Raw genomic sequence first — 26,710 nt, 5'->3', positions numbered from 1 at the left:
TGGCGTGTTGGACACCCACCCTGACCGAAGGCACCCGCAGCCTGTCGCGCACACCATTCCCCCTGTGGGAACGAGCCTTGCTCGCGATAGCGGTGGGCCAGCTTGCATCGATGCTGGATGTGCCGACGCCTTCGCGAGCAGGCTCGCTCCCACAAGGAGGTGGTGCTTGTCGCAGACTTTCAGAAACCCTGCGGGGTCGAGCGCGTCACGATGGCTTCCACATTCAGGCCTCGCGGCAAGGCACCGTAGACCCGACCAGTCGAGCCCAGGCGGCTGGCAATAAAAGCATCGCTGACCTCACTGTTCCCCGCCTCGAGCAACAACCGGGCTTGCAGGCCCACGGCGATGTCTTCGGTCAACTGTCGGGCGCGGTACTGGATGTCGCCGGTGTCCTTGAACGTCCCATGCAGTTGATTGATATGGCCAGCCAGGCGTTTATCGCCATGACCGTCACCCAATTCGCTGAACAGCACCTCAAGCACCCCGGGCTCCTTGGACAGGGCTCGCAACACGTCGAGGCATTGCACATTGCCAGAACCTTCCCACGTCGAATTGACCGGCGCCTCCCGGTACAGGCGCGGCAGGATGCTGTCTTCGACATACCCGGCACCGCCCATGCACTCGGCGGCTTCATTGATCATCGCGGGGGCGCGCTTGCAGATCCAGTACTTGCCAACCGCCGTCACCAGCCGGGCGAACTTGGCTTCGTGCTCGTCACTCAAATGATCCAGCGCCCGGCCCATGCGCAAACTCAAGGCCAACGCGGACTCGCTTTCCAGCGCCAGGTCGGCCAGCACGTTTTGCATCAAGGGCTGCTCACTCAACAGCTTGCCGCCGACGGTGCGATGAGCGCAGTGATGGCTGGCCTGGGTCAGCGCCTGGCGCATCAGGGCGCTGGAGCCGACCATGCAATCGAAGCGGGTCATGGCGACCATCTCGATAATGGTCGGCACGCCTCGCCCTTCCTCACCGACCATCCAGGCCAGGGCACCGCGGAACTCGACTTCGCTGGAAGCATTGGAACAGTTGCCCAGCTTGTTTTTCAGGCGCTGGATGTAGAACTGGTTGCGGGTGTCGTCCGGACGATGGCGCGGCAGCAGGAAACAGGTCAGCCCCTTGTCGGTCTGGGCCAGGGTCAGGAAGGCATCGCACATCGGCGCCGAACAGAACCACTTGTGGCCTACCAGTTCATAGGCCTGGCCCGGCCCCCGGGCGCCCACCGGAAAAGCCTTGGTGGTATTGGCCCGCACATCGGTACCGCCCTGTTTCTCGGTCATGGCCATGCCAAGGGTGACCCCGGTCTTGTGGGCCATGCCGACATTGCGCGGGTCATACTCGGTGGCGAGCACTTTCGGCAGCCAGCGCTCGGCCAGATCCGGTTGCAGGCGCAGCGCCGGGACGCTGGCAAAGGTCATGGTCAGCGGGCAGCCCGTGCCGGCTTCGGCCTGGCTGTGCAGATACGTCATCGAAGCCCGGGCCACGTGGGCACCGGGTTGCGGATGGGCCCAGGGCAGGCTGGGCAGGCCATGTTCGATGGCGGTCCGCATCAACTGATGATAAGCCGGATGAAATTCCACCAGATCGATGCGATGACCATAGCGGTCATGGCTGGAAAACACCGGCTTATTCTGGTTGGCCAGGAACCCTGCCTCCATCAGCGGCCCACCGGCCAACCCACCGTATTCATCGATCCGTGCCTGGGCCCAGCCGGCACCGAAACGCTGTGACCATTGCTGCAGTGGCAAGTCGATGCGGTACAGATTGGCGCCGTCCAGGGAGGGCGGCTGATTGGTGACATCGTGGGTTTCGGCGAACTGGTGCAGGTTCATGACGGGGCTCCTCGGTCGGCCAGCAGGAACCAGTTAAGCACCGCCTCCAGGCTTAACAAAGTGTCATACCCGCCTAAATGTCGGCGCTTTCACCCTGTCTCGGACACAACACACGACGCTGCAAAATCGCCTGCAGAACCTCGAATTTCACTGGTTTACCCAGGTAATCGACCAACGCGCCCGCCGGGCAACCATTCGGGTCCAGGTTCGGAGCGACCACCAGCACCGGCAAATCCTCACAGCCGGCCAGGGTACGGATCTGGCAACAGACCGACACGCCGTCCAACGGTGGCGACTGGCAATCGAGTACTACAGCGTCGAAACGCTCGTTCCGCAACATCTCCAGCGCCCCATGGCCACTGTCGGCGGTGCGCACCCGGTAGCCCAGCTTGAGCAGCATGCCGCGCATGACCAGTTGATCGATGCTGTCGTCATCGGCCAGCAACACCGTACAGTCCTGGGGCTGACGGCTACCGTGCCTTCTGTTGAACGGAAACGGCGTGGGGCCCGGCATCGGCAAGGCCATTTCAAACTCGATGTCCAGCTGGAAACGGCTGCCGCGCCCGGGCTCGGAGGAATGGGTCAGGCGTCCGCCCAGCAAGCCCACCAGTTGCCTGCAAATCGCCAGGCCCACGCCCAGGCCGCCGTACTCACGAGTCATGGAGCCGTCGAGCTGGAAGAAGCGCTGGTACAAGGTCGCCTCGCCCAGGTCGGTGAAACCGATCCCGGTGTCGGTCACGGCAAAGGACACCCCCCAGCGATCATGTTCCATTGGCTTGCCGCTGACTCGCAGGGCCAGGCCGCCCACCCGGGTAAACTTGATGGCGTTGTCCAGCAGGCATTCCAGGCACTGGGTCAGTTTGCAGCTGTCACCAAGCAGTCGATCCGCCAGCCCCGGCGCCATCTCGACCTTGAAATCCAGGCCCTTGGCCTGGGCAGTGGCCGCGAACTGCACCTGCAGGACATCGATCACCCCGCGCAGGCTGAACGGCGCCGGATTGACCTTGAGCTTGCCGGCCTGCAATTCCGTGAGGGTCAGCATGCCGTTGACCATGCGCATCATATCCCGCGCCGAACCAGCGGCGGTCTGTTGGTACTGGGTCAGTTCCTCGTCCATCTCGACGGTTTCCATCAACTCCAGCGAGCCAATTACGCCATTCATGGGCGTGCGCAGTTCATGGGTCAGGGTCGCGAGAAACTCGTCCTTGAGCTTGTTGCCATGGGCCAGTTGCTGGTTGAGCACTTCCAGCTTCTGCCCGGCATCCAGCAGGGTCTGGGCCTGTTGCTCGCGCATGGCATTGATGCGGTCGGCCAGGGCCAGGGACAACAACGCCACTTCGATGGCCGAGCCGATCTGGCTGGCGTACATGGTCAGGAACACATTTGGCAGGTAACCAAGCACCATCAGGGTGTTGACGATGCCTCCCAGCAAGAAGGCCGACCAGGCAATGATGAAGTAACGCGCCACCCTCAGCCCACGCCACCAGGCGAACAGGCCGGCGGCAAAAATCACCACGGTGAACACCAGCGCCAACGCCGTCGCCAGGCGTAGTGCCAGGGCGTAGCTGGCCATCAGCGACAGCCCCACCACCCCTGCGCTGAAGACGATCAGCCCCAACAGCAGGCGATCGAGCCAACGGCTATGTTGGCCGGTTTGCAGGAAGCTGCGGGCAAACTGGCTGCCGAACAGGCCCGCGCAGCCAATGAAGAACGGTGTCGCGGCGTTGGTCCACCAGGGATTGTCCGGCCAGAAATACTCGGCGGCGGCACCGTTGACCGACAACTGGTACAGGCCGAACGAGGCAATGTAGACGATGTAATAGAGGTAACTGGTGTCCCGCACACTGAGGTAGATGAACAGGTTGTACACCAGCATGCCCAGCAGTACGCCATAGATGATCCCCAGCACATACAAGCGCACCGGCTGCTGTTCGAGAAAAGCAGTGCTGGACCAGAGCGTCAGCGGCGCCTGGATCGATCCCTCGCTCTGCAGGCGCAGATAAACGACCTGGTGCTGATCGGGGATAAAATCGAGGCTGAACAGGTAGCTGTTCTGACGAATTTCCCGGGCGCCGAACGGCAGCGCATCGCCGGTCTGGCGGACCAGGCGATAAACGCCGCCGACATCAGGCAGATACAGATCGAGGTGATCCAATGGCGGATAGGCCAGCTCCAACAACCAGGTGCGCTGGGCATCCACATTGTGTGGGCGGTAGTGAAGGTCGATTTTCAACCAGAACGCCGACCGCGAGTAACCGGCATTCAGCGTTTCCTTGTCCTGGGACTTGAAGCGACCGGCTGCGGCCTCGGCCAGCACGTCGTCGATGGTGGCGGTGCCATTTGCGTCTTCGAATACTTGCAGCGCCTGGCCCAGCGGCAGGCTTTGGGTGGACTCATCGAATTCGAGGGCACTTGCCAGGGGGGACAAGCACAGCAGCAACATCAGCAAATAGCGCATTTAAGCCCCAGCGTGGCCTGTCCGGTTGAGTCAGGAAGCCCCCCATTCCCTGAGTAGACGTAAAGCCGGCATTACCTGTTATTGAGTTGGATCCATCCTTAGCATAGCCGTTGATGGCCAACTTGCACCATTGAAATTTCTCCGACAGAAGGCTCTAGAACGGGCGTTCCAGAGCAAAGCATTGAGATAGAGCTGTTGCTTCGAGCCAAGGAGCCACGCTGCGTCGGCACACGCTTACCCAATGGCCGGGAAATTTAACGGTGGCGCCGACCGAAGAGGTTTGGTGGTAAGCTCGCGCACCATGAATATCTACAGCTCTCGTCCCGTTGTCCTCTGTCTCTCCGGCCACGACCCCAGTGGTGGCGCCGGCTTGCAGGCAGATATCGAAGCCCTGCTCGCCCAGGGTTGCCATGCCGCCCCGGCCGTTACAGCGCTAACCGTGCAAGACACGGTGAACGTAAGCGACTTCCGCGTACTCGATCGCGAGTGGGTCCTGGCGCAAGCCAATGCCGTGCTCAACGATTCGTCGGTGGCGGCGGTCAAGCTGGGCATGCTCGGATCCCTGGAGATGGTCGACACCGTGGTCGAACTGCTCCAGGCGCATCCGCATTTGCCGACGGTCTGCGACCCGGTGCTGCGCGCCGGCGGCGGTGGTCGCCTGGGCAAGGATGAAGTCGGCTATGCCATGCGCGAACGCCTGTTGCCTTTGTCGATCATTGCCACCCCGAACCTGCCGGAAGCCCGCATCCTCGCCGAACTGCCCGAGGGCAGCGCCGATGAGTGCGCCGAAAAACTGCTGCCCTTCGTCAAACACCTGTTGATCACCGGCGGGCATGGCGACGAACATGAAGTCCATAATCGCCTGTACAGCCGTGACGGTCGCCGCGAGACATTTACCTGCCAGCGCTTGCCCGGCAGCTACCATGGTTCCGGCTGCACCCTGGCCAGCGCCCTGGCCGGTCGATTGGCCCAGGGCGAACAGCTCGCCAGCGCCGTGCGCAGCGCCCTGGACTACACCTGGCGCACCCTGCGCGATGCCGAAAAACTGGGCAAAGGCCAGTTCGTGCCACGTCGCCTGCCGCTGGATTTCTGCTCGTAACATTTTTGCCAGTCACATTTTTTGCCAGAAACAGAGGGCAGTGGAATGAAATTACGTGGCCTCTATGCCATCACTGATAGCCAGTTGCTGGCCGGTAAATTCCTCGCCTACGTAGAAGCGGCACTGGAAGGCGGCGTCACCCTGCTGCAATACCGCGATAAAAGCAGCGACGAGGCCCGACGCCTGCGCGAAGCCGAAGCCCTGCGTGACCTGTGCGAGCGCTACAAGACCCGGTTGATCATCAACGACGACGCCGAACTGGCCGCGCGCCTGGGCGTCGGCGTGCACCTGGGACAAACCGATGGGCCGTTGGCGCCGGTGCGGGCATTGCTCGGGCACAAGGCGATCATCGGGTCGACCTGCCACGCCAGCCTGGAACTGGCTGCGCGGGCCGCCGCCGAAGGCGCGAGCTACGTCGCCTTCGGCCGCTTCTTCAATTCCAACACCAAGCCCGGTGCACCCAGCGCCAACCTTGAACTGCTCGAACAAGCCCGCCTCAAACTGCATGTACCGATATGTGCCATCGGCGGCATCACCCTGGAGAACGCCGCCCCGTTGGTGGCCCATGGTGTCGATGTGCTGGCAGTGGTCCATGGCCTGTTCGGCGCCGACAGCACTCATGAAGTGACGCGCCGTGCCCGCGCATTCAACGATCTGTTGAAGATCAAATAATTTCCGTTTTCGAGAGACTGACCATGTCCCGTTCCGAAACCCTGTTTGCCAACGCCCAAAAACATATCCCCGGCGGTGTGAACTCGCCCGTTCGTGCGTTCAAGAGCGTCGGCGGTACCCCGTTGTTCTTCAAACACGCCGAAGGCGCTTATGTAACGGACGAAGACGACAAGCGCTATGTGGATTACGTGGGTTCCTGGGGTCCGATGATCCTGGGCCACAGCCACCCGGACGTGCTGGACGCCGTGCGCAGGCAGCTGGAACACGGCCTCTCCTACGGCGCCCCGACTGCCATGGAAACCGAAATGGCCGACCTGGTCTGCGCCATCGTGCCATCGATGGAAATGGTGCGGATGGTCAGCTCCGGCACCGAGGCGACCATGAGCGCGATCCGCCTGGCGCGGGGCTACACCGGCCGCGACAGCATCATCAAGTTCGAAGGCTGCTACCACGGTCACTCCGACAGCCTGCTGGTCAAGGCCGGCTCCGGCGCGCTCACCCAGGGCGTGCCGAGCTCGGCCGGTGTACCGGCGGCATTCGCCAAGCACACTCTGACCCTGCCGTTCAACGATCTCGAAGAGGTCGAAAAGATGCTTGCCGACGTCGGTCAGGAAGTGGCCTGCATCATCGTCGAGCCAGTGGCCGGCAACATGAACTGCGTACCGCCGGCGCCAGGCTTCCTCGAAGGCTTGCGCAGCCTGTGCGATAAACACGGCGTGGTCTTGATCTTCGACGAAGTGATGACCGGTTTCCGTGTCGCTCTCGGCGGCGCCCAGGCCCACTACGGCGTGACGCCGGACCTGAGCACCTTCGGCAAGATCATCGGCGGCGGCATGCCGGTGGGCTGCTTCGGCGGCAAGCGCGCCATCATGGAATGCATCGCGCCACTGGGCCCGGTCTACCAGGCCGGCACGCTGTCGGGTAACCCGCTGGCCATGGCCGCCGGCCTGACCACGCTGCGCCTGATCAGCCGACCCGGCTTCCATGCCGAGCTGACCGACTTCACCACCCGCCTGCTCGACGGCCTGCAGATTCGCGCCGATGCGGCCGGCATCCCGTTCGTGACCACCCAGGCCGGCGGCATGTTCGGCCTGTACTTCAGTGGCGCCGACGACATCGTGACGTTCGAAGACGTGATGGCCAGTGACGCGGATCGCTTCAAGCGCTTCTTCCACCTGATGCTTGAGGGCGGCGTCTACCTGGCGCCGAGCGCGTTCGAAGCCGGCTTCACCTCCATCGCCCATGGCGAGGCCGAGTTGAAGATCACCCTCGACGCGGCCGAACGGGCCTTCGCCGCTATGAAATAAGCCTGTGGATAACTGACGCTGGCTGACGCCGGCGTCAGTGATTAACGACACGCTTTGTCTTTTTTCCTACGTATTGATCTATAAAGCAGCCATCGACATGCTCTGGGAGCAGAAAAACGAGTAAAGACTTTGTAAGGATGGCCCTGCTTATTTCATAATGCGCGCTTATTGGATCCCCCGGAGGGTCCGCGCGCCCCTCAGAGGTAAGTCGATTCCCATGAACCGCACCGGCCGCACCCTTGCCCTGGGCTGCCTGTTGCTCCTTCAGCCGCTGCTCGCGAATGCACAGGCAGGCGGCAACTCGTTGTTGATCCCGGCGGTGGGCCGTTGCACGCTCAATACCCAGCCACAAGATCTCGCACCGGCACTCGACGCCTGTCAAAAAGCAGCGGATGCCGGTGACGCACAAGCGCAATACGAGTTGGGCGAGTTCTACTACGAAGGCAAGGCCGTGCCACGGGACCTCAAGCAAGCCCTCAACTATTTCGAAAAAGCCTCGCTGCAGGGCCATGCCCAGGCGCAATTCAAGCTGGGTGGCATGTTCTTCCATGGCGAAGGCGTACCCGCCAATAACGTCCAGGCCTACATCGTGCTGAAGATGGCGGCCGTTAACGGCGCTGAAGATGCGCTGGACACCGCCGACGAAGTCGCCGAGCAGATGCCTCGTGACGAACTGGAAGTGGCGACCCAGGTGCTGGGGCAAATCTTCCGCAAATACCTGATGGAACTGCAGAACGCCGACGGGCGTACGCCCTTCTCGCCGCTGCCCTGAATCTACCCCGGCCTGCTGTGGCGAGGGGATTTATCCCCGCTGGGCTGCAAAGCAGCCCCAACAGCCGATGCCATTAGCCTGACCCACCGAGGTACAAAATCTTAGGGCTGCTCCGCAGCCCAACGGGGATAAATCCCCTCGCCACAGGTACTGCTCGGCTTCATTCTTTTAGCGTCTGGTCTTACTTCTCAGGCATCGGCATCGGAAACGGCATCACATTGCCGACCGTACCGCGGGCTTCGCTGATTTTCGGGGTGCCCAGGCGCTCGACTTCGTCGATGCGCACGATCGAATGCATCGGCACGAAGCTGCGCACCACGCCTTCGAACTGGGCCTTGAGCTTTTCTTCGCTCGGGTCGACGACCACTTGCGTGCGCTCGCCAAAGACGAACTCTTCCACTTCCAGGAAGCCCCACAGATCACTTTGATAGATCTGCTTGGCGTACATTTCGAACACCTGGCCCTGATTGAGGAAAATCACCTTGTAGATTGGAGCTTCACGTTTGGTCATGGCGGGCGAAACACATCGGCAGGTAAAAATGAGGGCGCGAACTATAGCATAGCCACTGCTCGCACAGCGGTAGGAACCGCGGGACTTGTTCCCTATAATGCGCGGTTCTTTGAATCACGTGATGACCCCTCCATGGCCAAGAAGCTTTACATCGAAACCCACGGTTGCCAGATGAACGAGTACGACAGCTCGCGCATGGTCGATCTGCTGGGTGAACACCAGGCCCTGGAAGTCACTGCACGCGCCGAAGACGCGGACGTGATCCTGCTCAACACCTGTTCGATCCGCGAACGCGCCCAGGACCGGGTCTATTCCCAGCTCGGCCGCTGGCGCGAACTGAAGCTGGCCAATCCGGAAATGGTCATCGCCGTAGGCGGTTGCGTGGCCAGCCAGGAAGGCGCCGCCATTCGTGACCGTGCCCCCTACGTGGACGTGGTCTTTGGCCCGCAGACCCTGCACCGGCTGCCGGAGATGATCGACGCGGCCCGTGTCACCAAGCTGCCGCAGGTGGACGTTTCGTTCCCGGAAATCGAAAAATTCGACCACCTGCCAGAGCCGCGTATCGATGGCCCGAGCGCCTATGTCTCGGTCATGGAAGGCTGCAGCAAGTACTGCACGTTCTGCGTGGTGCCCTATACCCGGGGCGAAGAAGTCAGCCGCCCTTTCGACGACGTGATCGCCGAGATCATCCACCTGGCGGAAAACGGCGTGCGGGAAGTGACGTTGCTGGGGCAGAACGTCAACGGCTATCGCGGCCTGACCCACGACGGACGGCTGGCGGACCTCGCCGAGCTTATCCGCGTGGTGGCGGCGGTGGACGGCATCGATCGCATTCGCTACACCACCTCCCATCCGCTGGAGTTCTCCGACAGCCTGATCCGCGCCCACGCCGAGGTCCCCGAACTGGTCAAGCACCTGCACCTGCCGGTGCAATCGGGCTCCGACCGGATCCTGGCCGCCATGAAGCGCAACCACACGGCGCTGGAATACAAATCCAAACTGCGCAAGCTGCGGGCAGCGGTGCCGGGGATCTGCATCAGTTCGGACTTCATCGTGGGCTTTCCCGGCGAAACCGAGAAAGACTTCCAACAGACCATGAAGCTGATCGAAGACGTGGGGTTCGACTTCTCCTACTCGTTCGTTTACAGCCAGCGCCCCGGCACCCCGGCGGCAGACCTGGCGGACGACACCCCCGAAGAGCTGAAAAAAGAACGGCTCAATGCCCTGCAACATCGTCTGAACCAGCAGGGTTTCGAGATCAGCCGACAAATGGTCGGTTCCGTCCAGCGGATTCTGGTCACCGATTATTCGAAAAAAGACCCGGGCGAGCTGCAAGGCCGGACCGAAAACAATCGCATCGTCAATTTCCGCTGCGACACCCCGGCCCTGATCGGCCAGTTCGCCGACGTGCACATCGACTCCGCGCAACCGCACTCCCTGCGCGGCTCGTTGCTCTAGTAAAGCACTCACCTGTGGGAGCGGGCTTGCTCGCGAAAGCGGTTTGGAATTCAACACTGAGCTGTCTGACACACCGCCTTCGCGAGCAAGCCCGCTCCCACAGGGACTGCGCCGGTCGCCAAAATCAGATCGTCGCCGCTTACAGAGCTTTCGCACCCAGCCTACTGGCGTTATCCTTGATTTCATCTCAATTGCCCCTGGGCGGCTAAAAACGACCTTGAACGCACCCATCGAACCCCATCGTTTCATTCTGGAGCCCTTTGAGGCTCGCCGCTTCGCCAATCTGTGCGGGCAATTCGACGAGCATCTGCGCTTGATCGAACAGCGCCTGGCCATCGAGATCCGCAACCGCGGAAACCAGTTCGAGCTGATCGGCGAACCCAAGCACACCACCTCCGCGGAAAACCTGCTGCGCCGCCTCTACCGGGAAACCAAGGGAAGCGAGCTATCGCCGGACACTGTCCACCTGTTCCTGCAGGAATCGGCCCTCGAAGAGCTCGACAACCACGCCCCGGCGGAACCTGCCGTGGCCCTGCGCACGAAGAAAGGCATGATTCGCCCTCGCGGCTTGAATCAGCAACGCTACGTGAAGGAAATCCTCGGCAACGATATCAATTTCGGTATCGGCCCGGCCGGTACGGGCAAGACCTACCTGGCCGTGGCCTGCGCAGTCGATGCCCTGGAGCGCGAGCAGGTGCGACGCATCCTGCTGGTGCGCCCGGCGGTCGAAGCCGGGGAAAAACTCGGCTTCCTGCCCGGCGACCTGACCCAGAAAATCGACCCGTACCTGCGCCCGCTCTATGACGCGCTGTATGAAATGCTCGGCTTCGAATACGTCGCCAAGCTGATCGAACGCCAGGTCATCGAGGTCGCGCCGCTGGCCTACATGCGTGGCCGGACCCTGAACAACAGCTTCATCATCCTCGACGAAAGCCAGAACACCACCGTCGAACAAATGAAGATGTTCCTGACCCGGATAGGTTTCGGTTCCACCGCCGTCATCACCGGGGACATCACACAGGTCGACCTGCCCCGCGGCACCAAGTCCGGGCTGAACCACGTGATCCAGGTGCTCAAGGACGTGCCGGGTATCAGTTTCACGCATTTCCTGCCCAAGGACGTCGTGCGCCATCCATTGGTGCAACGCATCGTCGAAGCCTACGAGCGCTTCGAGCAGCGCGCCGAGGACCTGCACGAAAGCAAAGGCAGCCGCCAAGATGCTTGAACTTGACCTGCAACTGGCCAGCGCACATGCCGTCCCCAGCGAAGTCCAGTTCCGCCAGTGGTGCGAACTGGCCCTGCGCCAACGCAGCGCCGATTCGGAGCTGACGATCCGCCTGGTGGACGAACCCGAAGGTCGGGAGCTGAACCATACCTGGCGGCAGAAAGACTACGCGACCAACGTACTGTCCTTCCCCGCCGACGTGCCCGACGAACTGCTCGACATCCCGCTGCTGGGGGATCTGGTGATCTGCGTCCCGGTGGTGGAGCGCGAAGCCACGGAACAAGGCAAACCTTCCGAGGCCCACTGGGCCCATCTGGTCATTCACGGCTGCTTACATCTGCTTGGTTACGACCATATCGAAGATGACGAAGCCGAAGAAATGGAAGCACTGGAACGAACGTTGCTTGCAGAGCTGGGTCATGCCGACCCCTACGCCGGCGACGAGCACTGATACATCAACCTGTAACGACAAAGGATTCAGAGTAATCGCTATGAGCGAAGATCGATCGAGCAACGGGCAGAAGTCATGGCTGGGCAAGCTCACCCAGGCTTTTGCCCATGAGCCGAAAAACCGCCAGGAGCTGCTGGAGCTGCTGCGCGATGCACACCAGAACAAGCTGCTGGACAGCGAAGCGCTGGCCATCGTCGAAGGCGCCATCCAGGTCGCAGACCTGCAAGTACGGGACATCATGGTGCCGCGCTCGCAGATGGTCAGCATCAAGGCGACCCAGACACCCCGCGAATTCCTGCCTGCCGTGGTCGACTCCGCCCATTCGCGCTACCCGGTGATCGGCGAGAGCCATGACGACGTCATGGGCGTGCTACTGGCCAAGGATCTGTTGCCGCTGATCCTCCAAGAGAACGGCGACAGTTTCAATATCAAGGACTTGCTGCGCCCGGCCACCTTCGTGCCCGAGTCCAAGCGCCTGAACGTGCTGCTGCGTGAGTTCCGCGCCAACCACAACCATATGGCCATCGTCATCGACGAGTACGGCGGCGTGGCCGGGCTGGTCACCATCGAGGACGTGCTCGAGCAGATCGTCGGTGACATCGAGGACGAGCACGATGTCGAGGAAGACAGCTACATCAAGCCGCTGCCCAGCGGCGACTTCCTGATCAAGGCCCTGACGCCGATCGAGAACTTCAACGAATTCTTCGACAGCCAATTCTCCGACGACGAGTTCGACACCGTCGGCGGCCTGGTGATGAGCGCATTCGGACACCTGCCCAAGCGCAACGAAACCACGGAAATCGGCTCGTGGCGCTTCCGCATCCTGAACGCCGACAGCCGCCGGATCCACCTGTTGCGCCTGTCACCCATTGGCCGTTAACCCCTGCGAGACCCGCTAAGGATACACATGCGCTGGATAACCCGCCCCGGCTGGCCCGGTAACCTGCTGGCCGTGGCGGCCGGTGCGATCACCACCCTGGCCCTGGCGCCATTCGATATATGGCCGCTGGCACTGCTGGCCGTCGGGCTGTTCTATGCCGGGTTGCGCGAACTCTCGCCGCGCCAGGCCCTGGGTCGGGGCTGGTGCTTCGGTTTTGGCCTGTTTGGCGCCGGCACCAGTTGGATCTACGTCAGCATCCATAATTTCGGCGGCGCCTCGGTACTGCTCGCCGGGCTGTTGATGTTGCTGTTCGTGGCCGCCATCGCCTGGTTTTTCGCCCTGCCCGCCTGGCTGTGGGCGCGCTGGCTGCGCCGTAACGAAGCCCCGTTGGCCGACGCCTTGGCATTCGCCGCACTGTGGTTGGGCCAGGAAGCCTTTCGCGGTTGGTTCCTCACCGGCTTTCCATGGCTCTATTCCGGTTATAGCCAGCTTGACGGCCCCTTGGCCGGTCTCGCGCCGGTGGGTGGGATGTGGCTGATTTCCTTTACCCTGGCCCTGACTGCCGCGCTGCTGTACAACGCCCCTCGCCTGATCCGCACCGGACGCAAGGGCTTTATCGCGGCGGGCGTGGGCCTGCTGATCGGCCCATGGGCAGCCGGCATGGCGCTCAAGGGCCATGCCTGGACCAGCCCCTCGGGCAACCCGCTCAGCGTTGCCGCCATCCAGGGCAACATCGAACAGAGCATGAAGTGGGATCCCGAGCAGCTCAATGCTCAACTGGCGCTGTATCGCGATATGAGCTTTACCTCCAAGCGCGTCGACTTGCTGATCTGGCCGGAAACCGCGGTCCCGGTGCTCAAGGACTCTGCCCAGGGCTACCTGGACATGATGGGCAGTTTCGCTGCCGAGCGGCATTCGGCGTTGATCACCGGCGTACCGATTCGCCAACTGGTAAGGCATGAGAAACGCTACTTCAATGGCATCACCGTGACCGGCGAAGGCGACGGTACTTACCTGAAGCAGAAACTGGTGCCGTTCGGCGAGTACGTGCCCCTGCAGGACCTGTTGCGCGGGCTGATCGCCTTCTTCGACCTGCCCATGTCGGACTTCGCCCGGGGGCCGGCCGATCAGCCGTTGCTGCAGGCCAAGGGTTACCAGATTGCGCCGTTCATCTGCTATGAAGTGGTGTACCCGGAGTTTGCCGCCGGCCTCTCGGCCCGCAGCGACCTGCTGCTGACCATCAGCAATGACACCTGGTTCGGTACCTCGATCGGCCCGCTGCAGCACTTGCAAATGGCCCAGATGCGCGCCCTCGAAGCCGGTCGCTGGATGATTCGCGCCACCAACAACGGCGTGACCGGCCTGATCAACCCCTTCGGTCAGATCACCGCGCGGATCCCGCAATTCGAACGCGGCATCCTGTACGGCGAAGTGGTGCCGATGCACGAATTGACGCCGTATCTGCAATGGCGGTCGTGGCCGTTGATCATCCTGTGTGTGTTGCTGCTGGGTTGGGCGTTGGTGACCAGCAGGATCGCCAAGACCGTTTAAGGTTTTTGATCGTTCCCACGCAGGAGCGTGGGAATGATCCGGTAACACCTCAGCGGTAAAACACCCAATACCCCAGCAACCCCACCGCCTCATTCAGCAATTGCCCGGACTGCCAGATCGACTTGAACTCCGGCATCCAACCGCCCAGCGGCCGGGCGTTGTCCTGTCCCAGGAAGCCCACCGGCGCCGGCAGTACTTCAAACCCGGCACGCTCGAAACTCCAGACCGCCCTTGGCATATGCCAAGCCTGGGTCACCACCACGACGCGACGGATCCCTTCCGGGTGGAGGATCCCGGCGCTCATCTGCGCGTTTTCCCAAGTGGTACGGCTGAGCCCCTCTTGCCAACGCACAGTGACGCCAAAATCATCCAACATCGAATCGGCCATCAACTTCGCTTCACTGGGCGGGGTGCCATAGTGCAAACCACCGGTCACCAGCACCGGCAACCCTGATGCCTTGGCCAACCGCGCCGCATAACGCTGGCGCTCCAGGCCGACACCGGTGGGCTGGTCGGCGGCGCCCCAGGCCAGGTCGCCACGCTCACGGCCCGAACCCAGTATCACGATGGCATCGGCACGCTGGGCCAGGGTCGCCCATTCACTGCGAGACAGTGGCGGCTGACGCTCCAGCGCCTTGGCGCCCCATTGCACCACCACGGGCAGGCTCATCAGCCAGAAACCGCCCAAGCCGACGATAAAACACAGGCGCGCCAGGCGCGGCCGGGAATTGCGCCACCACCAGGCAAGCACCAACAGCAGCAAAAGAATGCCGGGCGGCAGTAGCAATTGTTTGATGAAATAGCGAAATGGCATCGGGCATCTCCAGAGATGCCCGAAGCCTAGGTGGGTTGACGCAAAGCGACAACTGATTCGAAAGAAACCTGAATCAAAAGCTTGGACCAAAAAAGCGCAACGCGTGAATCCGGCTTTACTTGAACTGTAGCGACCGGACTTTTACAGCATCCTTGTCGGGCGTCCGATCCTTGAGCCAGACAACCTTGGCCGAACGGGGCGCATCAAGACGCTGGAGTACCTGGGCCCCGCTTGTGCGGGCCTGATGTCCGACCTGTTCGAGGTAAGCCCTGACCAGTTCGAACTCTGCGGGGCTCAAGCCACGCAGTTCCAGCTCTGCCGGACGTTCATCACGCAAGCGTCCGGCGGTTCTTGCAGCGTCCAGGGCCACCCCGAGACGATCGATCAGCTTTTCATACAACTCCGGTGTAGCGACTTCTCGTTGTGATTCAACCATCCCTCACCTCATTGAAGATAAGACTCACTCCCCACTCAGAAGCTTAGCTTCGCTGGGCAAACCGACAGGACGCCGCGACCAACGGCCCTGAACGCCCGGCACCGCCGGCTGTCGACACTGCCCGACACGCAATCAGGGTTTCCCTCCGCCGAGCGCGGTCATGTATGCTACGGCGCTTCCTGTAACTCCACTTCCAGCTCCGCTGGGCATCGAAAGCGCCGTATTCGGCGTCGTCTGCGTCCAGCATGGCAACGAAGAGGATTGGGCCACCCCATTCAGTACAAAAGTAGCCATGCACGAACACTATCAGCCCCGTGAAATCGAAGCCGCCGCCCAGTCGTTCTGGGACGAGCAAAAGTCCTTTGAAGTCAGTGAACAGCCAGGCAAGGAAACCTACTACTGCCTGTCGATGTTCCCTTACCCCAGCGGCAAGCTGCACATGGGGCACGTGCGCAACTACACCATCGGCGACGTGATTTCCCGCTACCAGCGCATGCAAGGCAAGAACGTCCTGCAACCCATGGGTTGGGACGCCTTCGGCATGCCGGCGGAAAACGCCGCGATGAAGAACAACGTGGCGCCCGCCAAGTGGACCTACGAAAACATCGCCTACATGAAATCCCAGCTGCGCAGCCTGGGCCTGGCGGTGGACTGGTCCCGGGAAGTCACCACCTGCAAGCCCGACTACTACCGCTGGGAACAATGGCTGTTCACCCGCCTGTTCGAAAAAGGCGTGATCTACCGCAAGAACGGCACCGTGAACTGGGACCCGGTGGACCAGACCGTACTGGCCAACGAGCAGGTGATCGACGGTCGCGGCTGGCGCTCCGGCGCGCTGATCGAAAAGCGCGAAATCCCGATGTACTACTTCAAGATCACCGCCTACGCGGATGAACTGCTGGAGAGCCTCGACGAACTGACCGGCTGGCCCGAGCAGGTCAAGACCATGCAGCGCAACTGGATCGGCAAGTCCCGGGGCATGGAAGTGCAGTTCCCCTACGACGTCGCCTCCATCGGCGAGGCCGGTACCCTGAAGGTCTTCACCACCCGTCCGGACACCCTGATGGGCGCCACCTACGTGGCCGTGGCCGCCGAGCATCCGCTGGCGACCCTGGCGGCGCAGAACGACCCCGCGCTGCAGGCGTTCATCGCCGAATGCAAGGGCGGCAGCGTCGCCGAAGCCGACGTCGCCACCCAGGAAAAGAAAGGTGTACCGACCTCACTGTTCGTCGAGCACCCACTGACCGGCGAAAAACTCCCGGTGTGGGTCGCCAACTACGTGCTGATGCACTACGGCGATGGCGCCGTCATGGCGGTACCTGCCCACGACGAGCGCGATTTCGAGTTCGCCCACAAGTACAACCTGCCGGTCAAGACCGTGGTCCGCACCAGCGCCGGTGACCAGACCCCGGCCCCCTGGCAGGACGCCTATGGCGAACACGGCGAGCTGATCAACTCCGGTGAATTCGACGGCCTGGATTTCGCCGGCGCGTTCGACGCCATCGAAGTGGCCCTGATCAAGAAAAACCTGGGTGCTTCCCGCACCCAGTTCCGCCTGCGCGACTGGGGCATCAGCCGCCAGCGTTACTGGGGCTGCCCGATCCCGATCGTGCATTGCGCTACCTGTGGTGACGTACCGGTACCGGAAGATCAATTGCCCGTGGTCCTGCCGGAAGACGTCGTTCCCGACGGCGCCGGCTCGCCCCTTGCGCGCATGCCCGAATTCTACGAGTGCAACTGCCCGAAATGCGGCGCTCCGGCCAAGCGTGAAACCGACACCATGGATACCTTCGTCGAGTCCTCGTGGTACTACGCCCGCTACGCCTCGTCGCACTATGAAGGCGGCCTGGTGGAAAAATCCGCCGCCGACCACTGGTTGCCGGTGGATCAGTACATCGGCGGCATCGAACACGCCATCCTCCACCTGCTCTATGCGCGCTTCTTCCACAAGCTGATGCGTGACGAAGGCCTGGTGAGCTCCAACGAGCCGTTCAAGAATCTGCTGACCCAGGGCATGGTGGTAGCCGAAACCTACTACCGTCGCGAAGCCAACGGTGCCTACACCTGGTTCAACCCGGCCGATGTCGAACTCGAACGCGACAGCAAGGCCAAGGTCATCAGCGCCAAGCTGATCGCAGACGGCCTGCCGGTGGAGATCGGTGGCACCGAGAAGATGGCCAAGTCGAAGAACAACGGCGTCGATCCGCAGTCGATGATCGACCAGTTCGGCGCAGACACCTGCCGCCTGTTCATGATGTTCGCCTCGCCACCTGACATGAGCGCGGAGTGGTCCGACTCCGGCGTCGAGGGTTCGCACCGTTTCCTCAAGCGTGTCTGGCGCCTGGCCCAGGCTCACGTCGTCCAAGGCCTGCCAGGCAAACTGGACGTCGCGAGCCTGAACGACGAACAGAAGGCCATTCGCCGCTCGATCCACCTGGCCATCAAGCAGGCCAGCCATGATGTCGGCCAGAACCACAAATTCAACACCGCCATCGCCCAGGTGATGACGCTGATGAACGTGCTGGAGAAAGCCGCGCAGGCGACCGAACAGGATCGCGCGCTGGTTCACGAAGGCCTGGAAGCCGTGACGCTGTTGCTGGCTCCGATCACACCGCACATTAGCCATGAACTGTGGAACCAACTGGGCCACGCTTCTCCGGTGATCGACGCCGGCTGGCCGGTGGTGGATGAAAGCGCGCTGGTGCAGGACAGCCTGACCCTGGTCATCCAGGTCAACGGCAAGCTGCGCGGTCAGATCGACATGCCGGCCACTGCAACGCGCGAAGAAGTCGAAGCGGCCGCACGGACCAATGAAAACGTGCTGCGCTTCGTCGATGGCCTGACGATCCGTAAAGTGATCGTCGTGCCCGGCAAACTGGTCAACATCGTCGCAAGCTAATTGGATCGGGCGCCCGGTCATGGACCAGGCGCCGAATATGACCTGCCGGGGCCGCACTGCCGGCCCATAGGTTTCAAGGGGAGCAACAAGATGATGAAACGTAATCTGCTGGTCATGTGCCTGACGGTCCTGCTGAGCGCCTGCGGCTTCCAGCTGCGCGGCACCGGCACCACCGAGCTGGCCATCAATGAACTGGATCTCAGCGCACGCGACGCCTACGGCAGCACCGTGAAGATGCTGCGCGAGACGCTGGAGAACAGCGGGGTGAAAGTCTATAGCGGTGCGCCCTACAAGCTGGTGCTGACCCGTGAACAACAAACCCAGCGCAGCCTGAGCTACGCCGGCGCCGGTCGTTCGGCCGAGTACGAATTGAACAGCGTGCTGAGCTATGAGATCCGCGGTCGGAACGGCCTGGTGCTGCTGGACGACAAGTTGCAGGTGCAGAAGGTCTACCTGCACGACGGCAACAACATCACAGGTTCCGACCAGGAGTCGACCGAGGTACGCGAGGAAATGCGTCGCGACCTGGTCCAGCGCATGATGCTGCGCCTGCAACAGCTGAGCCCGAGCCAGCTGGAACAGCTGCAACAGACCGCCGACGCCAAGGCCAAGGCTGAAGCCGAGGCGCTGGAAGCGGCACGCAAGGCTGAGGCGGAAACCCCGCAACAGTCGCCCATGCAAATCCCGGCTGAATAAGCTTAGTGAGGCGCTTCGGCGCCCCACATGCCCGCTCTTATGAAGCTCGCCCCCGCCCAACTCGGCAAACACCTGCAAGGCGCTCTGGCGCCGGTCTATGTCATCAGTGGCGATGACCCGCTGTTGTGCCAGGAAGCCGCCGACGCCATTCGCTCCGCCGCCCGCCAGCAAGGCTTTGACGAACGCCAGGTGTTCGCTGCCGACGCCAGTTTCGATTGGGGCACGTTGCTGCAGGCCGGGGCGAGCATGTCGCTGTTCGCCGAAAAGCGCCTCCTGGAACTGCGCTTGCCTTCGGGCAAACCCGGTGACAAGGGCGCCGCCGCGCTGATCGAGTACTGCTCGAGGCCGGCCGAGGACACGGTGCTGCTCATCAGCCTGCCGAAACTCGACGGCAGCGCGCAAAAGACCAAATGGGGCAAGGCGCTGGTCGAAGGCCCGCAGACCCAGTTCGTGCAGATCTGGCCGGTGGACGTCAGCCAACTGCCGAGCTGGATCCGCCAACGCCTGTCCCAGGCCGGGCTGTCGGCCAGCCAGGATGCGGTGGAGCTGATCGCCGCCCGGGTCGAAGGCAACCTGCTGGCTGCCGCCCAGGAAATCGAGAAACTCAAGCTCATGGCCGAGGGCGGCCAGATCACCGTGGAAACGGTACAAGCCGCCGTGGCCGACAGCGCGCGTTTCGACGTCTTCGGCTTGACCGATGCGATCCTCAACGGCGAAGCCGCCCACGCCCTGCGCATGCTCGAAGGCCTGCGCGGCGAAGGCGTCGAGCCGCCGGTGATCCTCTGGGCCCTGGCCCGGGAACTGCGCCTGCTGGCGAACCTGTCATTGCAATACAGCCAGGGTGTACCGCTGGACAAAGCCTTCAGCCAGGCCCGTCCGCCCGTGTGGGACAAGCGCAAGCCGCTGATGAGCAAGGCGCTGCAACGCTATTCAGCCCCGCGCTGGGCGCAATTGCTGCTGGAGGCCCAGCGCATCGACGCACAGATCAAGGGCCAGGCCGCCGGATCGCCGTGGATGAGCCTCAGTCGCTTGTCCCTGCTGATGGCCGGGCAGCGGCTGGCGCTGCCTGCCGAATAACCCACCGCTCTGCCAGATGCCTTTGTGGCGAGGGGATTTATCCCCGCTGGGCTGCGCAGCAGACCTGAAACCTGCCACTGCGGTGTATCAGACAGTTCGAATGGGGACGCTTCGCGTCCCAACGGGGATAAATCCCCTCGCCACAGATAAATCCCCTCGCCACAACTTTGTACGACTTACTGACAATTGAAGCACGCTGCCGGGACTGGACAACCCCCCAACTCTGTCCCATGATTTGCCCCGCAAACCACCCCCACGAGAGATCCACCATGAGCAAAAAGCCATCCAGGCATGGCCCCAACAAGGCCAAGTCCATCATCGCCCAGCCCCTGTTCCGCAGCCGTCAGGAACGACCCGCCAAGGGCAAAGGCAGCTACCGCCGCGAAGCCTTCCAGTCTGACAACTGGGAGGCTTCTTGCTTTCTGGCTGCTTGAAACATCCGGACAAGCCCTTTACACCCTGCCCATGATAAGGTCAGCACCTGATTTGCATTTCTGGACCCCTGCATGCCCTTTTGTCTTACCCGCCGCTGGCCACTGCGCCAATTGATGGCCGCCACAAGCTTCGCACTGCTTGTCGCCTGCGCAGAAAAACCCACCGCCGCCGATGCCCAACCGCTCCAGACCGTTCCTGCAGTGACCGCCCCGGCCGTGGTGCCGCCCGTAGTGCCTACCGGTGAAAACCTGGACATCGTCCCGACCCAGACCTTCGCCGAATGGCAGGCCGGCTTTCGCAAGGAAGCACTGGCCGCCGGTATCCGTGCCGACCTGTTCGATCGCGCCTTTATCGGTGTGAGCCCCGACATGAGCGTGATCAAGGCCGATCGCAGCCAGCCGGAATTCACCCGCCCTGTGTGGGAATACCTCGATGGCGCGCTGTCGCCGCTGCGGGTCAACAAAGGCAAGACGCTGATTCAACAGAACACCCAGATTCTGCAAAGCATCGAGCAGCGCTACGGTGTCGATCGCCAGGCGCTGGTGGCGGTGTGGGGCATGGAGAGCAACTTTGGCCAGTTCCAGGGCACCAAGTCCGTCATCAACTCCCTGGCGACCCTGGCCTATGAAGGACGGCGCCCGGGCTTTGCTCACGCACAACTGATCGCCGCGCTGCAAATCCTGCAACAGGGCGATATCACCCCGGAAAAAATGCTTGGTTCCTGGGCCGGCGCCATGGGCCAGACCCAGTTCATCCCCACCACGTACAACACCCACGCGGTGGATTTCGACGGCGATGGCCGTCGCGACATCTGGGGCAGCTCCACCGACGCCCTGGCCTCCACGGCGCATTACCTGCAAAGCTCCGGCTGGCAACGCGGTCAGCCGTGGGGGTTCGAAGTAGAGCTCAAAGAAGGCTTCGACTACTCCCTGGCCGACGGCACGACTCGCAAGCCATTTTCCGAATGGATGCGGTTGGGCGTATCGACCTACGACGGCATGCCGATTCCTCCGGGCGACCGACAACTGCCAGCAGCACTGCTGCTACCGGCTGGCTACCGAGGCCCGGCGTTCCTGGTGTTCGACAACTTCCGCGCCATCCTCAAATACAACAACTCGTCATCCTACGCATTGGCGGTCGGGCTGTTGTCGGAGCGCTTCAGCGGCGGCGGGCTGGTCTATGGCCAGTGGCCCAAGGACGACCTGCCCCTGAGCCGCAGCGAACGTATCGAATTGCAAACGCTGCTGAGCGCACGCAACTATGACACCGGCAACCCCGACGGCATCATCGGCGCCAACACCCGCAAAGCCATCCGCAGCGCCCAGCAATCGCTCGGCTGGCCGGCGGATGGGTATCCGACGCACAAGCTGCTGGAGGCGTTGCGTAGCCGCTGAAGATTGTCTTAATGGCCGCTGCCGCTTTCGCGAGCAAGCCCGCTCCCACAGATGATCGTGTTTCCATGAAGGAATGCGATCCCTGTGGGAGCGGGCTTGCTCGCGAAGACTGAGTCACGGACGACACATGATTAGCGTGTGGTCACCACATCCTGCTCCAACACCAACCTCTTCTCCCCCGCATCCAGACTCACCAATGCACCCATGGGCAAGGTCAGGTTCGGATCGCAGTGACCGCTGCGCCAGCCGGACAGCACCGGGATCCGCAATGGCTCGAAGGTCTGCCTGAGCAACCGGTTCAGCGCCTCGCCATCCACCCCGGCAACGTCGCCCACCAAAACTGCGCGCAACTTCTGCAACGTACCCGCCAACCGTAGCTGGGTCAGCAATCGGTCGATCCGATACAGCGGCTCGTTGACGTCTTCGATGAACAGGATCACGTCTTCGGCGTCGATCTGATAAGGCGTGCCCATAGTCGCCGCAATGATCGACAGGTTGCCCCCCAGCAGGCGGCCATGGGCGGTACCAGACCAGACAGTGGTCAAGGGGTAAGCATCTGGATGGCTCAGCACATCGCCCACCTTTAACTGCCCACGCAGCAGGCTGAAAAACGAGGTGACCGTCGAGGGCTCCTTGTCGCCCAGGAGATCGGCATTGAGCAGCGGTCCATGGAAGGTGACGAAGCCCGCGTAACGGCTGATAGCCAGGTGCAGCGCAGTGATATCGCTGTAGCCGACGAAAGGTTTGGCGTTGCACCGCAAGAGCTCGAAGTCGATACGATCCAACAGACGGGGCGTGCCGTAGCCGCCACGCAGGCAGATGATGGCATTGACCTCAGAGTCGGCGAAGGCCCCGTGCAGGTCGTTGAGCCGCGTATCGTCGCTGCCGGCCAGGTAACCGTCCTTCTCATAGACCCCCGGGAATATCCGTAGCTCATGACCACGGGCGCGCATCCACTGCACCGCCTTGTCCGTGTCCAACGGGGCCGGGCCGGCGGGTGCGATCACACCGATCAGCCCTTCGGATGGCAAGGCCGGAACAGGTTGGTGGGGGCACAGGGTCTGGATGGGGTGAAGGGGCATTCGTGGGGTTCCCTGTGGGGTCTGATTGGTGTGCAGATCCGTCGCTTCATGCAAACAGAGCCACCGCTATCGCGAGCAGGCTCGCTCCCACAGGAGGAGCATGTACGCTTCAAAGACAGATCAGCTAAACCACTTCGCTTTTGCTTTTGCTTTTGCTTTTGATCTTCAGGCCCCGTTAACCACGACGGCCGAACGCAGGCATTGCGTAGTGGGCAACCCGGCATGGATGCCGGGTTAGCCGCGCTGGGCCATGGATGGCCCTTCGCGGCGGGCCCACGGAGCAATGTCGGAGTGAGGGCATGCCGAGCCTAGGCGAGGCACCGAGTGGTGGGGCCAAGCCTTTTTTGCTTACTTTTTTTGGCGTTTGAAAAAAAGTAAGCCGCCGTAAGGGCGGAACCCTAAGTAGCCGTTACCGCAGCAACGGATATACACACCACCCCACCAAACCCCAAAGCTAAATCAAGACCCCAACAACTCAGCCTTAACCAGTTTCGCCTGTTCGTCGGCATGATACGAAGACCGCACCAAAGGCCCCGAAGCCACATTCTTGAAGCCCATCTTGTACCCTTCCTCGGCAAACCAGGCAAAGGTATCCGGATGCACAAACCGCTGCACCGGCAAGTGACTACGCGAAGGCTGCAGATACTGCCCCAGGGTCAGCATATCGATGTCATGCTCACGCATGCGCTTCATGACCTCGATAACCTCTTCGTCGGTCTCCCCCAGGCCCAGCATCAGCCCAGACTTGGTCGGAACGTGCGGCATCATCTGCTTGAAGCGCTGCAGCAAGGTCAACGACCACTGGTAGTCCGAACCCGGCCGCGCAGCTTTGTACAAGCGCGGCACGGTTTCCAGGTTGTGGTTGAACACATCCGGCGGCTCGGCAGCGGTGATCTCCAGAGCGATGTCCATGCGACCACGGTAGTCCGGCACCAGCGTTTCGAGTTGCACGTTCGGCGACAGCTTGCGGATTTCACGGATGCAATCGGCAAAGTGCTGGGCACCGCCGTCACGCAGGTCATCGCGGTCCACCGAGGTGATGACCACGTACTTGAGCTTCAGGTCGGCAATGGCAACGGCCAGGTTTTCCGGCTCGCTTGCGTCCAGCGGCTTCGGCCGGCCGTGGCCGACGTCGCAGAACGGGCAGCGACGGGTGCAGATGTCGCCCATGATCATGAAGGTCGCGGTGCCGCCGGAGAAACACTCGCCCAGATTCGGGCAGGAGGCTTCTTCGCAGACGCTGTGCAGCTTGTGCTTACGCAGCAGGGCCTTGATACGGTCGACTTCCGGGGACACCGGAATGCGCACGCGGATCCAGTCAGGCTTCTTCGGCAATTCGGTGGTCGGGATGATCTTGACCGGGATGCGCGCAACCTTCTCGGCGCCGCGCAGCTTGACGCCGGCCTCGACCTTGGCACGTGGGGCCGGACGCTCGGTAACGTCCTGCGTCGGGATCATGGTTTGCACTGCATCAGTAGTCATATCAGTCGATTCCGCCCGTAAGGGTCGTCTGCTCAGCATAGTCGAGGTGTTTGACGAGCTGCGCGCGCAGCCGGGCACTTACCTCGGCAAATTCAATCGATCCTGTGTGATCGCGCAGCTGGGTCATCGCCAGCCCCGCGTAGCCACAGGGATTAATCCGTCGAAACGGCGAAAGGTCCATGTCCACGTTCAACGCCAGGCCGTGAAACGAACAACCGTGGCGGATCCGCAGGCCCAGGGAGGCGATTTTCGCCCCGTCGACGTAGACCCCCGGCGCATCCGGCCTGGCCTGCGCCGTGACGCCGTAGCTGGCCAGCAACTCGATCAGGCAGCTTTCCATGCGCGTTACCAGCTCGCGCACGCCGAACCCCAGCTTGCGCACGTCCAGCAACAGGTAGGCAACCAACTGGCCGGGGCCATGGTAAGTCACCTGCCCGCCCCGGTCGACCTTCACCACTGGAATATCCCCCGGCAGCAGCAGATGCTCGGCCTTGCCGGCCTGGCCCTGGGTGAACACCGGCGGGTGCTCCACCAGCCAGACTTCGTCTTCGGCGGTGTTGCCTCGTTCGTTGGTAAAGCGCTGCATGGCATGCCAGACCGGCTCGTAAGCCATCTGACCCAGCTCGCGAAAGCCCAGCGTGCCCGGCATCACAAGACCATGTGCACGACGCCGGTCGCCCGCAGCTCGCTATTGATGTCGTACAGCTGCTCCTGGCCAGTCGCAACGATGTGCAATTGGATCGTCGTGTACTTGCCGTTGCTGCTCTGGCGCTCGGCCAGGGTCAGGAGATCGACGGTGGCGTGTTTTTCCAGAATGGCAACGACCTTGTCCTTGAAGCCCACTCCGGTGTCGCCAATCACTTTGATCGGATAGTCCTTGCAGGGAAATTCGATCTTTGGCGCCTTTACTTCTGAGTCTGTCATGGCGTAACGGCCTCGTAGACGTGAAAACGAACAAGGCCCCGCACCGGACAGGAACGGGGCCGTGCAGTCAACCTTCGATTCAGTTGAACAAGCCGTAGAAGAATAGCCGGATGCTATCCCACATGCGGCGGAAGATACCACCTTCCTCGACCGCATCCAGCGCGATCAAGTCGGCGCTGTGCACCACTTTGTCTTCCAGTTTGACTTCAACCTTACCGATCACGTCGCCTTTGGCGATGGGGGCGGTCAGTTGCGGGTTCAGGGTCATGCTGGCAGCGAGCTTTTTGAGCTGGCCTTTTGGCAGAGTCATGGTCAGGTCTTCGGCCAGGCCGGCTTTAACCTGGCTGCTGGTGCCTTTCCAGACCTGGGCCTGGGCCAGTTCGGTGCCCTTCTGGTAGAAGGTCTGGGTTTCGAAGAAGCGGAAACCGTAGGTCAGCAGCTTCTGGGTTTCAGCGGCACGGGCCACTTCGCTGTTGGTACCGAACACCACGGCGATCAGGCGCATGCCGTCACGCACTGCCGAAGACACCATGCAGTAGCCGGCCTCTTCGGTATGGCCGGTCTTCAGGCCGTCGACGGTCTTGTCGCGCCACAGCAACAGGTTGCGGTTGGGCTGCTTGATACCGTTCCAGAAGAACTCCTTCTGGGAATAAATGGCGTAGTGCGCCGGGTCTTCGTGGATGATCGCCCGGGCCAGGACCGCCATGTCATGCGCCGACGAGTAGTGCTCGGGGTTCGGCAGGCCGGTCGGGTTCATGAAGTGGCTGTTGGTCATGCCCAGGTCGGCAACCGTCTTGTTCATCATGTCGGCAAACGCGTCTTCGCTGCCAGCGATGTGCTCGGCGAGGGCGACGCTGGCGTCGTTGCCGGACTGGATGATGATGCCGTGCAGCAGGTCGCTGACGGTCACCTGCGAGCCGACCTTGATGAACATCCGCGAACCGCCGGTGCGCCAGGCATTTTCGCTGACGGTCACCGGGTCGTTCTCGCCGATCTGGCCGCGACGGATTTCCAGGGTCGCGATGTAGGCGGTCATCAGCTTGGTCAGGCTGGCCGGTGGCAGGCGCTGGTCACCGTTGCTCTCGACCAGCACATTGCCGCTGCTGGCGTCCATGAGCACAAAGGCCTTGGCCGCCAGTTGTGGAGGCGACGGCATCATCTCGACCGCGAACGCGGCAGGTGAAAGAAGCAGCGGGACTAACAGGCAAAGGCGTTTGGCAAAGGTGGTAATGTTCATCCGTCTCTCGAAATCGCTAAT

General features: G+C 62.0%; 24 protein-coding genes. 14 read left to right on the top strand and 10 right to left on the bottom strand.

The features are described 5' to 3' along the window. Window positions 1–179: 179 nt before the first annotated feature. Both FBX99_RS24320 and FBX99_RS24315 read right to left on the bottom strand, forming a co-directional pair. Window positions 180–1,829, bottom strand: coding sequence for an acyl-CoA dehydrogenase family protein (locus FBX99_RS24320; protein ID WP_144929876.1), 1,650 nt, complete (start codon window positions 1,827–1,829; stop codon window positions 180–182). A gap of 73 nt (window positions 1,830–1,902) precedes the next feature. Next, entirely contained in the window at window positions 1,903–4,287 is a 2,385-nt protein-coding gene (locus FBX99_RS24315) for a hybrid sensor histidine kinase/response regulator (RefSeq protein WP_144929875.1), read from the bottom strand. A 301-nt stretch (window positions 4,288–4,588) separates the two neighbouring features. On the opposite strand from FBX99_RS24315, the gene FBX99_RS24310 reads away from it, so the two are divergent. The 4 genes from FBX99_RS24310 (at window position 4,589) to FBX99_RS24295 (ending at window position 8,137) form a co-directional block, all read left to right on the top strand. After that, entirely contained in the window at window positions 4,589–5,386 is a 798-nt protein-coding gene (locus tag FBX99_RS24310; protein ID WP_144929874.1) for a hydroxymethylpyrimidine/phosphomethylpyrimidine kinase, read from the top strand. A 45-nt stretch (window positions 5,387–5,431) separates the two neighbouring features. Beyond that, complete coding sequence (gene thiE / locus FBX99_RS24305) at window positions 5,432–6,058, top strand: thiamine phosphate synthase (RefSeq protein ID WP_145133158.1); 627 nt, start codon at window positions 5,432–5,434, stop codon at window positions 6,056–6,058. A 23-nt stretch (window positions 6,059–6,081) separates the two neighbouring features. Beyond that, a complete protein-coding gene (hemL, locus tag FBX99_RS24300; RefSeq protein WP_144929872.1) occupies window positions 6,082–7,365 on the top strand; it encodes a glutamate-1-semialdehyde 2,1-aminomutase in 1,284 nt (427 codons plus the stop codon). Between the two features lie 217 nt (window positions 7,366–7,582). Next, entirely contained in the window at window positions 7,583–8,137 is a 555-nt protein-coding gene (locus tag FBX99_RS24295; RefSeq protein ID WP_144929871.1) for a tetratricopeptide repeat protein, read from the top strand. 181 nt (window positions 8,138–8,318) lie between these two features. On the opposite strand, the gene FBX99_RS24290 is transcribed toward FBX99_RS24295, so the two are convergent. Next, window positions 8,319–8,648, bottom strand: coding sequence for a DUF1820 family protein (locus tag FBX99_RS24290; RefSeq protein ID WP_024780849.1), 330 nt, complete (start codon window positions 8,646–8,648; stop codon window positions 8,319–8,321). A gap of 132 nt (window positions 8,649–8,780) precedes the next feature. On the opposite strand from FBX99_RS24290, the gene miaB reads away from it, so the two are divergent. From miaB to lnt, 5 genes are all read left to right on the top strand, one after another. Beyond that, window positions 8,781–10,106 carry a tRNA (N6-isopentenyl adenosine(37)-C2)-methylthiotransferase MiaB gene (gene miaB / locus FBX99_RS24285; protein WP_144929870.1) on the top strand — a complete coding sequence of 442 codons (1,326 nt, stop codon included), beginning with the start codon at window positions 8,781–8,783 and terminating at the stop codon, window positions 10,104–10,106. A 217-nt stretch (window positions 10,107–10,323) separates the two neighbouring features. After that, window positions 10,324–11,331 (top strand): PhoH family protein, encoded by a 1,008-nt coding sequence (locus FBX99_RS24280; protein WP_144929869.1) that lies wholly within the window; start codon window positions 10,324–10,326, stop codon window positions 11,329–11,331. Continuing rightward, window positions 11,324–11,782, top strand: a complete 459-nt coding sequence (ybeY, locus tag FBX99_RS24275; protein ID WP_047702684.1) for an rRNA maturation RNase YbeY — start codon at window positions 11,324–11,326, stop codon at window positions 11,780–11,782. The genes FBX99_RS24280 and ybeY overlap by 8 nt, the downstream gene beginning before the upstream one ends. A 40-nt stretch (window positions 11,783–11,822) precedes the next feature. Further along, window positions 11,823–12,662: an HlyC/CorC family transporter gene (locus FBX99_RS24270; protein ID WP_024780845.1), complete on the top strand. Its 840-nt coding sequence runs from the start codon at window positions 11,823–11,825 to the stop codon at window positions 12,660–12,662. Between the two features lie 27 nt (window positions 12,663–12,689). Beyond that, window positions 12,690–14,213 (top strand): apolipoprotein N-acyltransferase, encoded by a 1,524-nt coding sequence (gene lnt / locus FBX99_RS24265; RefSeq protein ID WP_144929868.1) that lies wholly within the window; start codon window positions 12,690–12,692, stop codon window positions 14,211–14,213. A 49-nt stretch (window positions 14,214–14,262) separates the two neighbouring features. Here lnt and FBX99_RS24260 read toward each other — a convergent pair whose 3' ends face one another. After that, window positions 14,263–15,027 (bottom strand): YdcF family protein, encoded by a 765-nt coding sequence (locus FBX99_RS24260; protein WP_145133156.1) that lies wholly within the window; start codon window positions 15,025–15,027, stop codon window positions 14,263–14,265. Between the two features lie 115 nt (window positions 15,028–15,142). Next, a complete protein-coding gene (locus FBX99_RS24255; RefSeq protein WP_144929866.1) occupies window positions 15,143–15,463 on the bottom strand; it encodes a hypothetical protein in 321 nt (106 codons plus the stop codon). A gap of 292 nt (window positions 15,464–15,755) precedes the next feature. On the opposite strand from FBX99_RS24255, the gene leuS reads away from it, so the two are divergent. From leuS to FBX99_RS24230, 5 genes are all read left to right on the top strand, one after another. Continuing rightward, a complete protein-coding gene (leuS, locus tag FBX99_RS24250) occupies window positions 15,756–18,362 on the top strand; it encodes a leucine--tRNA ligase (protein WP_145133153.1) in 2,607 nt (868 codons plus the stop codon). A gap of 90 nt (window positions 18,363–18,452) precedes the next feature. Beyond that, window positions 18,453–19,058 carry an LPS assembly lipoprotein LptE gene (lptE, locus tag FBX99_RS24245; protein ID WP_144929864.1) on the top strand — a complete coding sequence of 202 codons (606 nt, stop codon included), beginning with the start codon at window positions 18,453–18,455 and terminating at the stop codon, window positions 19,056–19,058. A 39-nt stretch (window positions 19,059–19,097) separates the two neighbouring features. Next, on the top strand, window positions 19,098–20,135 hold the full coding sequence (holA, locus tag FBX99_RS24240; RefSeq protein ID WP_024780839.1) for a DNA polymerase III subunit delta: 1,038 nt from the start codon (window positions 19,098–19,100) through the stop codon (window positions 20,133–20,135). Between the two features lie 269 nt (window positions 20,136–20,404). Further along, entirely contained in the window at window positions 20,405–20,569 is a 165-nt protein-coding gene (gene arfA, locus FBX99_RS24235; protein ID WP_145133151.1) for an alternative ribosome rescue factor ArfA, read from the top strand. Window positions 20,570–20,641: 72 nt separating this feature from the next. Then, entirely contained in the window at window positions 20,642–21,964 is a 1,323-nt protein-coding gene (locus FBX99_RS24230) for a lytic murein transglycosylase (protein ID WP_144929863.1), read from the top strand. A gap of 131 nt (window positions 21,965–22,095) precedes the next feature. On the opposite strand, the gene FBX99_RS24225 is transcribed toward FBX99_RS24230, so the two are convergent. From FBX99_RS24225 to FBX99_RS24205, 5 genes are all read right to left on the bottom strand, one after another. Further along, entirely contained in the window at window positions 22,096–23,046 is a 951-nt protein-coding gene (locus FBX99_RS24225) for an LD-carboxypeptidase (RefSeq protein ID WP_144929862.1), read from the bottom strand. Window positions 23,047–23,505: 459 nt separating this feature from the next. Then, window positions 23,506–24,528, bottom strand: coding sequence for a lipoyl synthase (gene lipA / locus FBX99_RS24220; protein WP_144929861.1), 1,023 nt, complete (start codon window positions 24,526–24,528; stop codon window positions 23,506–23,508). A 1-nt stretch (window position 24,529) separates the two neighbouring features. Next, the gene (gene lipB / locus FBX99_RS24215) at window positions 24,530–25,177 is read right to left on the bottom strand and encodes a lipoyl(octanoyl) transferase LipB (protein ID WP_144929860.1); all 648 of its coding nucleotides are present in this window, start codon (window positions 25,175–25,177) and stop codon (window positions 24,530–24,532) included. Beyond that, window positions 25,177–25,452: a DUF493 domain-containing protein gene (locus FBX99_RS24210; protein ID WP_041024391.1), complete on the bottom strand. Its 276-nt coding sequence runs from the start codon at window positions 25,450–25,452 to the stop codon at window positions 25,177–25,179. Before FBX99_RS24210 ends, lipB begins: the two co-directional genes overlap by 1 nt. Window positions 25,453–25,531: 79 nt before the next feature. Next, complete coding sequence (locus tag FBX99_RS24205) at window positions 25,532–26,689, bottom strand: D-alanyl-D-alanine carboxypeptidase family protein (RefSeq protein ID WP_047702696.1); 1,158 nt, start codon at window positions 26,687–26,689, stop codon at window positions 25,532–25,534. Window positions 26,690–26,710 lie beyond the last annotated feature (21 nt).

It is taken from the genome of Pseudomonas sp. SJZ074, assembly GCF_007828215.1.
GTDB lineage: Bacteria > Pseudomonadota > Gammaproteobacteria > Pseudomonadales > Pseudomonadaceae > Aquipseudomonas.
Note: the sequence above shows the minus strand (reverse complement) of the source record. Positions and strands in the feature narration are given on the sequence as shown.

Excerpts from the sequence above, each read along its gene's own strand:
- FBX99_RS24310 (WP_144929874.1), top strand. The coding sequence starts at position 4,589 with ATGAATATCTACAGCTCTCGTCCCGTTGTCCTCTGTCTCTCCGGCCAC.
- FBX99_RS24270 (WP_024780845.1), top strand. The coding sequence starts at position 11,823 with ATGAGCGAAGATCGATCGAGCAACGGGCAGAAGTCATGGCTGGGCAAG.
- arfA (WP_145133151.1), top strand. The coding sequence starts at position 20,405 with ATGAGCAAAAAGCCATCCAGGCATGGCCCCAACAAGGCCAAGTCCATC.
- miaB (WP_144929870.1), top strand. The coding sequence starts at position 8,781 with ATGGCCAAGAAGCTTTACATCGAAACCCACGGTTGCCAGATGAACGAG.
- FBX99_RS24205 (WP_047702696.1), bottom strand. The coding sequence starts at position 26,689 with ATGAACATTACCACCTTTGCCAAACGCCTTTGCCTGTTAGTCCCGCTG.
- hemL (WP_144929872.1), top strand. The coding sequence starts at position 6,082 with ATGTCCCGTTCCGAAACCCTGTTTGCCAACGCCCAAAAACATATCCCC.
- FBX99_RS24225 (WP_144929862.1), bottom strand. The coding sequence starts at position 23,046 with ATGCCCCTTCACCCCATCCAGACCCTGTGCCCCCACCAACCTGTTCCG.
- holA (WP_024780839.1), top strand. The coding sequence starts at position 19,098 with ATGAAGCTCGCCCCCGCCCAACTCGGCAAACACCTGCAAGGCGCTCTG.
- lptE (WP_144929864.1), top strand. The coding sequence starts at position 18,453 with ATGATGAAACGTAATCTGCTGGTCATGTGCCTGACGGTCCTGCTGAGC.
- lipB (WP_144929860.1), bottom strand. The coding sequence starts at position 25,177 with ATGCCGGGCACGCTGGGCTTTCGCGAGCTGGGTCAGATGGCTTACGAG.
- FBX99_RS24295 (WP_144929871.1), top strand. The coding sequence starts at position 7,583 with ATGAACCGCACCGGCCGCACCCTTGCCCTGGGCTGCCTGTTGCTCCTT.
- leuS (WP_145133153.1), top strand. The coding sequence starts at position 15,756 with ATGCACGAACACTATCAGCCCCGTGAAATCGAAGCCGCCGCCCAGTCG.
- FBX99_RS24210 (WP_041024391.1), bottom strand. The coding sequence starts at position 25,452 with ATGACAGACTCAGAAGTAAAGGCGCCAAAGATCGAATTTCCCTGCAAG.
- thiE (WP_145133158.1), top strand. The coding sequence starts at position 5,432 with ATGAAATTACGTGGCCTCTATGCCATCACTGATAGCCAGTTGCTGGCC.
- ybeY (WP_047702684.1), top strand. The coding sequence starts at position 11,324 with ATGCTTGAACTTGACCTGCAACTGGCCAGCGCACATGCCGTCCCCAGC.
- FBX99_RS24290 (WP_024780849.1), bottom strand. The coding sequence starts at position 8,648 with ATGACCAAACGTGAAGCTCCAATCTACAAGGTGATTTTCCTCAATCAG.
- FBX99_RS24260 (WP_145133156.1), bottom strand. The coding sequence starts at position 15,027 with ATGCCATTTCGCTATTTCATCAAACAATTGCTACTGCCGCCCGGCATT.
- FBX99_RS24230 (WP_144929863.1), top strand. The coding sequence starts at position 20,642 with ATGCCCTTTTGTCTTACCCGCCGCTGGCCACTGCGCCAATTGATGGCC.
- lipA (WP_144929861.1), bottom strand. The coding sequence starts at position 24,528 with ATGACTACTGATGCAGTGCAAACCATGATCCCGACGCAGGACGTTACC.
- FBX99_RS24320 (WP_144929876.1), bottom strand. The coding sequence starts at position 1,829 with ATGAACCTGCACCAGTTCGCCGAAACCCACGATGTCACCAATCAGCCG.
- lnt (WP_144929868.1), top strand. The coding sequence starts at position 12,690 with ATGCGCTGGATAACCCGCCCCGGCTGGCCCGGTAACCTGCTGGCCGTG.
- FBX99_RS24255 (WP_144929866.1), bottom strand. The coding sequence starts at position 15,463 with ATGGTTGAATCACAACGAGAAGTCGCTACACCGGAGTTGTATGAAAAG.
- FBX99_RS24315 (WP_144929875.1), bottom strand. The coding sequence starts at position 4,287 with ATGCGCTATTTGCTGATGTTGCTGCTGTGCTTGTCCCCCCTGGCAAGT.